Here is a 2937-nt window from a genome sequence, read left to right on the forward strand (position 1 = left end):
CCGCGCGTCTGCGAGGTCTGCACGCCTGAAGCATCGATGTTGAAGGCGACCGAGGGGCTCGCCGGCGCGCCGGTGACCTTGACCGTGCCCGAGATCGAGCCGGCCGCGTCGAGACCGGGCGAGAAACTGTTGGCGAGCGAGATCGGTACCCTCGCCAGATTGGCGTTGATGTCGAGCGCCTGCGCGACCTTGCCCGTCACCGTCGCCGTACCGCCGCCGAGATTGAGAACCAGCCGGTCGAGCGTCGTCACGCCGTTGGCGATGGTGATCGTCGAGGCCTGCGCGATCGCGGCCTTGATGCCCTGCACGGTCGCCTGGCCGGACGCGAGCTCGATGGTCGTCGTGCCGTTGGCGACCTTCACGCGGCCGGCGGCCTTGGCCGGGATGTTCTTGACGGTGGCGCCGCCCGAGAAGCCCGTCCAGTCGCCGTCGCGCTTGAGATCTACATTGATGCCGGTGATGGCGGTGCCGCCGGACGTCACGCTCTCCGCGCGCACCGTGCCGGCGATGACGGGTGCTGCCATGTAGTTCGCGATCTGCGCGTCGATGGCCACATTCCTGGCCGAGAGATCGCCGCGCTTGACCTCCGAAGTGTTCGCCTTGATCGCGACATTCGGCCCGTTGGCCGCCTTGGTGAAGGCGATCGTGCCGCGCACATTGCCCTCTGCCTTTTCCAGCGCCAGCGCGGCGAGCGGCCCGATGTCCGGCAAATCGAGCGAAACGGTGCCGACCGGCACGAAGGCGTCGTCGAGGGCGAGATCGCCCGAAATCTTGTTCGGGCCGAGCGACAGCAAAAGCCCGTTGATCGCGCGGCTGCCATTGGTCGTGGCGAGCACCGCGCTGCCCTGCAGGTTCTGGCCGGCGACATTTCCGGTGAGCTGCACATTCGCCGCCGGATTGGCGGCATCGGCCTTGCCGCTGGCCGTAAGCTTCAGCCCGGTGATCTCGCGCGCCGCGACCGTAAGCCGGTCGCTCTCCACCGTCATCGACAGGTCGGGCGCGATGACCGGGCCTTGCGCATTCAGGGCAAAGCCAATGGCGCCCTTGGCGTCTTTCGAGAGTCCCGAGACATCGCTCAGCGCCCCCCTGATTCCGGCGGCGAGCTTGCCGTCGGCAAGACTCGCCTGGCCATCGGCGCTGAGCGCGCCAGAATTCAGCTTCAGCCCGTCGACATTGACATTGCCTTTGGCATCGCGCCTCAGCACGGCGCTCAACTCAGCCGTCTCGCCAAGCATGCCGCGCACCGCGGCCGGCAGGGCGGAAGAAGCGACATCGGCCTTCATGTTGAGGTCGACCGCGCCGTCGCCCAGCGATATCCGGCCGGCGACCTGGCTGTTGAGCGCATCGCTGGTGAGCGAGCCGCTGTTGACGGCGACGGCATCGCTTGTCAGGCGGCCATTGACCTTGGCCGTGACCTTGCCGGCGATCAGCGGCGCGATCATGGGATTATCGAGGCCGATCCTGTCCACCGACACCGTGCCGGAAACCTGACCAGCCCGCCCCTTGAGGTCGAAGGCATCCGAATGCAGCGCGAGCGTCAGACCGTCCACCTTGGCCTGGCTGGCGGCAATGGACGGCAGGATTGCGGACACATCGAGCCGCGCTTGCGTGCTCTCGCCCGCCATTTTTGCCGACAAGGACTGGACAGCGATCTTGACCGGGCTTTCGGCGCTGCCGATCGTCAACGGCAGGCTGGCCCCGGATGATGTGAGGTCGAGGGAGAAGTCGCTGGCGCCATTGGGATTGAGGGTGCCGGCGGCCTTGCCGGAAATCCCTTCGCCCGACAGCGTGGCGTGGTCCAGGGCGACGCCGCCCGCCAGCGTGTAGCTGCCGGCAGCGTCCAGATCCAGCGTCCCGAACCCCGCCTGCCGGGTCTGGCTGGTCTGGGCGCCCGCCACCTTGGCGTTGAACTGCACGTCGGGGTTGGACGACGGACCCGTGACATGCGCCATGCCTTCCACCGTCCCAGCCCCATCGAGGCCGGGCACGAAATCATTGGCGAGCGCCACCGGGAGGTTGGCGAGGTTGGCCGTCAGGTCGAGGGTCTGGCCAGCGCTGCCGGAAACGGTTGCCGAGCCGCCGCCGAGATTGAGCGCGAGCTTCTCGATTGTCGTCACGCCATTGACGATGGAAAGGCTGGATGGCTCGGCGATGGCCGCCTTGATGCCGCGCACCGTCGCCTCGCCGGACGTGATTTCCACGCTCGTCGTGCCGTTGGCGATCTTCACACGGCCGGTTGCGGTGGCCGGAATGCCGGACGCCGTGGCGCCGCCGGTAAAGTTCGTCCAGTCGCCGTCGCGCTTCAAATCGATGCCGATGCCGCTGACGACCGTGCTGCCGGAGGTCACATTGTCTGCCTTGATCGTGCCCGAGATCGCCGGCCCTTTCAGGTAGTTGGCGATCAGCGCGTTGACGGTGATGGCTTTCGCCGCCAGATCGCCGCGCGCGATCGACGTGCTGGCCGCGTTGATGGTGACGGTCGGCGCCTCGCCCTCCTTGGCAAAGGCGATCGTGCCGTTGATATCGCCGGTGGCGGTCTGGTTGCCGAGCGCCGCAAGCGGTCCGATGTCGGGCACGGCAAGCGTCAACGTGCCGAGCGGCAGGAACTTGTCATCGAGCGCGAGGTCGCCCGACACCTTGTTGTCGCCGAGCGCCAGGCTGAGCCCTTTGATAGAGCGCTTGCCGTCGGCGGTCACCAGCGAAGCCTCGATGTCGAGCGCCTGCCCCTCGGCATTGCCGGTCAGCGAGAGGTCGGCGGTCGGATTGGCGACATCGGCCTTTCCCTTGGCCGAAAGCTTGATGTCCTTCACCGTGCGGCCGGCCGCCGTCAGGCTGGCGCTGTCGGCTGACACCGTGAAATCCGGCGCCAGGCGCGGACCGCTTGCGCTCAGCGCGAAATTGACCCCGCCCGCGAGCGGCGTGCCGGCGAGCGAGGAC

The 2937-nt window shown here is 67.6% G+C and carries 1 pseudogene; it reads right to left on the reverse strand.

Going from position 1 to position 2937, the window contains the following annotated elements:
- Positions 1 to 2937 (reverse strand): annotated as a pseudogene (locus EOD07_RS29005) (translocation/assembly module TamB); the annotation flags it as partial.

Source organism: Mesorhizobium sp. M2C.T.Ca.TU.002.02.1.1, from assembly GCF_003997225.1.